This window comes from Actinomycetota bacterium, from assembly GCA_005774595.1.
GTDB lineage: Bacteria > Actinomycetota > Coriobacteriia > Anaerosomatales > D1FN1-002 > D1FN1-002.
Map to the genome: position 1 here is coordinate 1 of VAUM01000111.1, position 5,856 is coordinate 5,856.

Here is a 5,856-nt window from a genome sequence, read left to right on the forward strand (position 1 = left end):
CCCGTCGTCGCTCACCGTGACGGCCGCCTCCCCCGGGCCCGACACGAGCCGCACCTCGACCCGCCGGCCTCCCGAGTGTTTCACCGCGTTCATCATCAACTCGCGTGTCGCCCGGTAGAGCACCGCTCGCCGCTCGTCGTCGATGTGCTCGCTACCGCCCTCGCCCTGCACGGTGAACTCGAGGTCGTGCGCGCGGCTGAAGTCCTCGCACAGAAGCTCGAGCGCGTGCAGAAGCCCCAACTCGTAGAGGGCCGGGGGGGCGAGTTCGGTCGTCAGCGCGCGCGTCTCCCGTATCGCATCCTCGATCATCTCGACCGCGGTGTCGACGTCCTCACCTTCAGCCAGCCCCTCCGACCTCGCGGACCCGAGCCGCATGCGCGATACCGCGAGCGCCTGGCCGACCCTGTCGTGAAGCGCCACAGCGAGGCGGCGGCGCTCGCGCTCCTCGGTGGCGACGAGGTCCGAGGCGAGCGCCCGCAGCCGCTGATGGTAGTCGGCGGCTTCCTGCTCGGCCAGGACGCGGGCGGTGACATCCTCGCCTTGGATCAGCACCGCAGGCACTCCGTCATACATGATCGCGGACGCCGTGCGCTCGACGTCGATCAGCCGGCCTCCGAAAGACCTCACACGCGTCCGGCGCAGCGGGGCCGCGGGCTGCGGCCGCCCGCGGTGCTGCATCAGCCCCTCGATCAGCGACTCCGTCTCCGCCTGCGCCTTGAGCGCCGCACCCCTCGTGGGCAGGAGGTCGGCGACGCTCGTTCCGATGAGGTCGTAGGGCGTCGGCGCCTCCAGCAGCCGGGCGGCCGTCCCGTTCGCGTACAGCACGGTGCCCTCGACGCCGACGACGAGGATCGCGGTCGGGGCGCCCTCCACGAGCGTTTGGTACCGCGCCTCGGCCGCCCCGCTGCCTGCCGCGCTCCGGGCCTCCAGCACCACGCCGAGGTTGCGGCTGATGATCAGCACCGCGAGCAACGCCGCCGCGCCGCCGAGGAAGTACTTGGTCATCGCGTCGCTCGTCATCACGACCACTGCGATGGCGAGCGGTATCCCGAGAAGCGTCGCGGCGCTCACGACGATGCCCGGCCACGCCGGGAGCTCCTCGGTGGGCGCCGGTCCGGCGGACGTGGCCGGCTGCGCGCTCAGTCGCCATACGCCCGCGGCGGTCACGAGGCCGAACGCAGTCACGAACACGGCGTCGATGTACGTCGTGGCCGGGCCGCCGACCCGGTACAGCTTCAAGCCCATGGCGACGACGCTCGCCTGCACCACCAGGGCCCCCACCCCGACCGACGCCACGACGAACGCGGCCCACGCGACCCACGGGTCGGACCGGAACACGAGCGGGTAGAGGACGAGGGCCGCCGCCGCCGAGACGAACACCGCGAGCACGATGCTGCGCGCTGCTTCTGCGGTCGGCGAGAAGATGCCGAGTGGCCTGAGGAAGGTGACGAAGGAGATGGCGGAGGCGATGGTCATAAGGGACAGCCAGTCGAGCGCCGCGCGCATCCTCCGCAGGCGCCCAGCATGTGCGGGGTTGCCGATCGTCATGACTACGGGCACCAGTGCCGCTATGGCGAGCAAGTAGCCGGCGTCCTCCAGCGACGGTGTGGGGGCTCCGTGACCGAGCACGGCCTCATACATCGCGCGAGCCGCGCACCCGAGCGACCAGCAGGCCATCGAGAGCGTCAGCGTGGCGAACGTGCGGCGGTCACGGCCGGTCACTCGCTGGGCGACGAACGCGCAGACCGCGGCGGCCGCTACCGCGGCGGCCAGGTCCAGTCCGGTCGCGATCCAGCCGCGTACCGGTTCGCTGACGGGTGCGGCCGCCAGCACGACGAGCGTGAGCGCGGCCACGGCGTATGCCGCAGTCACCGCAACCTTCGCGAAGCGGCCAGCGGATGCGCGGACCTCTGCGTCGGTCATGCGGACTCACCGGTCGTACCGTCGCCGCGCTCGCGGATCAGCTTCGCGAACGGCTCCACGAGGTCCGGGTCGAACTGCACGCCCGACCAGCGCCGGATCTCCGCAACGCCCTCGTCGCAGGTGCGGCCCTGCCGGTACGGGCGGTCCGTCGTGATCGCGTCGTACGCATCGCACACCGCCATGATGCGCGCCTCCAGCGAGATCTCGTCCCCTGACAGCCCCGCCGGATACCCCGTCCCGTCCCACCTCTCGTGATGCTGAAGGATCCAGGGCAACATGTCGGGGCACGCGCTCGCCGTCAGGATGCGTACCCCGAGGACCGGGTGTTCCTTGATGATCGCGTATTCGTGCTCGTCCAAGTGCCCCGGCTTGCGGAGTATCGCGTCCGGGACGCCGATCTTGCCCACGTCGTGCAGGAGTGCGGCTTCCCTCAGCAGCTCGGCCTGTTCGTCGTCGAAGCCGATCTCGAGCGCGAGGGCGTGCGAGAGCATCGACACGTTGGCGGAGTGGAACCGCGTGTACGCGTCGCGCGCGTCCACCGCCTGCGCGAGGGACTCCACGAGCCGCGCGTGGCTCTCGGCGGTCAGCCGCTTGACGTGCTCGTGTGCGTCGAACGCCTGCACGACGCCGGCGTCGTAGACGACCACGCTCCTCGGACCGCGCGTCTTGGCCCAGTAGAGCGCTCCCTCGGCGAAGCGGACGAGCGTCTCGGCGTCGGCGGCATGCTCGGGGAACGACGCCACTCCCGCGGAGAAGTCGATCGGCCAGTCCGGGACGTCTGACGCGTGCGAGACGTCGTCTGCGAGCCGGCGGCATTCGTCGAGCGCCCCGTCAGGGCCGGCACCCGGCATGATGCGCGCGAACTGGTCCGGCCCCGTCCGGAACACCAGGTCAGAGCCTTCGGCGGCATCGAGCAGCGCACCCGCGAACCACTTCAGGCGCCGGTCGCCGGCAGCGTAGCCGTTCGCTCGGTTGAACCGGTCGAACCCGTCGAGGTTCAGCACGCAGGCTGTCACCGGGCCGCCCTCCCGCTTCGCCTCGTCGACAGCCGACGCGACCTGCGGCCTGAAGGTCCTGTCGTTCGGCAGACCCGTCAATGCGTCCGCTTGGGCGAGCGCCACCAGCCGGCGCTTCTCGACGCCGGCGATGATCCCTCGGGCGACGAGAAGCAACGCGATCATCGTCGCTGTCACCACGATCACGCGGGCCTGTCCGGGCTGCCGGAGCGCGGGGGAGTAGATGATGAGCGAGGGTAGCGTGAGCGCGACGATGAACTGGGCAGCGACCCCCGCAGGGCTCATCCGCTCGCCCGAGTCCCACGATCCCGACGACGCCGTGGCCGCTCCCCTTCGGGAGCGGTAGGCGCCGGCAACGCCGTACAGAACGGACGAAGCCACGATCACGGAGTTGATGAGCGACGACATCGGCTGCGTGGGCAGGTCGATGTCCTTGCCTATCGCGTAGATCGACAGCACCACGGACAGCGCTCCTGTGGCCAGGGCCGCGAAGAGGACGACCTCGTCAGCGAGCCATCTTCCCCGCTTGAACGCGGCGAGATACACGATGACCGTCGTGACGAACACCGGGTAGCCGAGGAACAGGACGTTCTCGAGCATCGTGCGCTGGGGCCCGGTCGTGCGCAGAGGGATCGCGAGCAACACATAGATGGCGGTCATGGTCACGAGCAGCATCGTCGCGAAGTCGATGATTCGGCGGACCAGCCGTATGCTCGGTGAGCCCGACCGCCCCGTGAGCAGCAGCGCGATCGGGACCATCGCCAGGAACGAGAGCGAGAACGAGACATCCTCGAGTGAGCCGACAGGCGGGATCCTACGGAGCGCGATGAGGTAGTACGCCCGATAGCTCAGGCCTACCGCCAGCACGATCGTGATCGCGGTGACGATCCTCCACAGCGCAGCGCTCTTCGCGTGCGCCGCGCGCGCCGCGCCGACGCACGCCCATGCGGAGCCCATGAGCGCGACCGGCGGGAACACCGATGACACCCGCACCCGTACCCACGGATCGATCGGCAGCAGCTGCAGGAGCACGAAGCCCGCGAACACCGCCGAGGCGAGCGCCCACGCGGCCCACGGCACGCGGCCACTTCGAAGCTGGGTTCCCTCTCGCGACACACTGGTCACGATGGCGCCTCCGTGACTGACGCGACGCGCACCCACTCCTCCGCGCGGGCCGGGTCGAGTATAGGCGAGTGCGAGGTGATGCGCCCCACCACTCCTCGCAGCAGCCCGTTTGCCCTGCTCGCAACATCGGCGCTACACTACGCGGCAACCTCATAGCACGAGATGGACCTGACGGAAGAGGGCGCGAGGATCCGCCCAGCCACCCGTCGCATGTCCCCCGCCAGACCGGCCAAGCGAGCCGAAGGAAGCGGGAAGGCCCCGACCTCTACCCGGGAACCGAGGTCCCGCCGCCGATGCGAGGGCGGGACGAAGACAGGTGGTACCGCGACCGCCCCCTCGCCCTGTCAGGCGTAGGGGGCTTTGTGTTTCCCGGGGCCCGGCGCCCTGGGGAGCGAGGACGGAAGGCGCGCGAAGATGAGTACCGCCCGAGTCGTGTTCGACCGATGGTCCGACCGGTACGCCGCCCGTATGGCCGGCGTACGCAGCTCCGCCGTGCGCGACCTGTTCGCGGCGGCGAGCCGCCCGGACATGATCTCGCTGTCCGGCGGCATGCCCGAGGTGCGCGAGTTCCCGCTGCACACCGCCGCGGACGCCGCCCACCACGCGGTCATGCACGAGGGCGCCACGGCGCTCCAGTACGGCAGTTCCGAGGGCCGCGCCGACCTTCGCGAGATCGTCGTCGGGCTGATGGCCGAGTCGGGAGCCCGCGTCCGCGCGGCCGACGTCATAGTCACCGCGGGCGCGCAGCAGGGCCTCGACCTGCTCGCGAAGGTCTTCCTCGACCCCGGTGACGTCGTCATCTGCGAGGGTCCGACCTACGTCGGCGCGCTGCAGGCGTTCTCGGCCTACCAGCCCGACATCCGCTGCGTGGCGCTCGATGACGACGGCATGCGCATGGACCTGCTCGAGGAGGAGCTCAAGCGCGTCGGGCCGCGCGGCGCGAAGTTCATCTACACCATCCCGAACTTCCACAACCCCGCGGGCGTGACGATGACGGCCGAGCGGCGCCGGCGCCTGCTCGAACTCGCGCGCGAATACGACATCCCGGTCGTCGAGGACGACCCGTACGGGCGCCTGCGGTTCGAGGGCGGGCACGTCATGCCGCTGCGCGCGCTCGACGACGAGGTCATCTACCTCGGGACGTTCTCGAAGATCTTCGCGCCGGGTCTGCGGCTCGGCTGGATGACGGCGCCGCGCCCGATACTCGCGAAAGTCCTGCTCGCCAAGCAGGCCGCCGACCTGTGCGGCAGCAACTTCGCCCAGGTCACGGCCGAGCGCTACTTCCGAGGCACGCGCTGGCGCCGCACGCTGCAGCACCTCACCAGCGTCTACGCCGAGCGTCGCGACGCCATGCTCGCCGCCCTCGAGGAGCACTTCCCGCCCGAGGCGCGCTGGACGCACCCGGAGGGCGGCTTCTTCGTGTGGGTGGAGCTCCCGCGCTTCGTCGACGCCAAGTCCATGCTGGCTGAGGCGGTCGAACGTGGCGTGACGTACGTCTCCGGCGAGGGCTTCTATCCCGACGGCCGTACTGGCCGCAACTGCATGCGGCTGGCGTTCTGCTACGCGCGGCCCGTCGACATCGCCGAGGGCATCCGGCGACTCGGCGAGGTCATCGACGACCGGCTCGAGCTCTACCGCGCGTTCATCGCGGCGGGCGCGCTGCCGGGCGAGGAACCCGCGGCGTAGCGGGGCGGCGTCGTGTGCGCCTTGGCCGAGTCGTGCGCTTGCATCTTGCGCCCGGCGCTCGACACGGTACGCTAGCGGGTACATTCTCGATCGCGCGGCCACGCAC

3 protein-coding genes are annotated in these 5,856 nt (G+C 70.5%); 1 reads left to right on the top strand and 2 read right to left on the bottom strand.

What is annotated here, in order from left to right:
- Positions 1-1,923: PAS domain S-box protein (locus tag FDZ70_05760; GenBank protein ID TLM77143.1), on the bottom strand; the 1,923-nt coding region annotated here is incomplete at its 3' end.
- Positions 1,920-4,019, bottom strand: coding sequence for a diguanylate cyclase (locus FDZ70_05765; GenBank protein TLM77144.1), 2,100 nt, complete (start codon positions 4,017-4,019; stop codon positions 1,920-1,922). The genes FDZ70_05760 and FDZ70_05765, both read right to left, overlap by 4 nt.
- 459 nt (positions 4,020-4,478) lie before the next feature.
- Between FDZ70_05765 and FDZ70_05770 the strand changes: the two genes are divergently transcribed.
- Positions 4,479-5,750 carry a PLP-dependent aminotransferase family protein gene (locus tag FDZ70_05770; protein ID TLM77145.1) on the top strand — a complete coding sequence of 424 codons (1,272 nt, stop codon included), beginning with the start codon at positions 4,479-4,481 and terminating at the stop codon, positions 5,748-5,750.
- Positions 5,751-5,856: the final 106 nt, after the last annotated feature.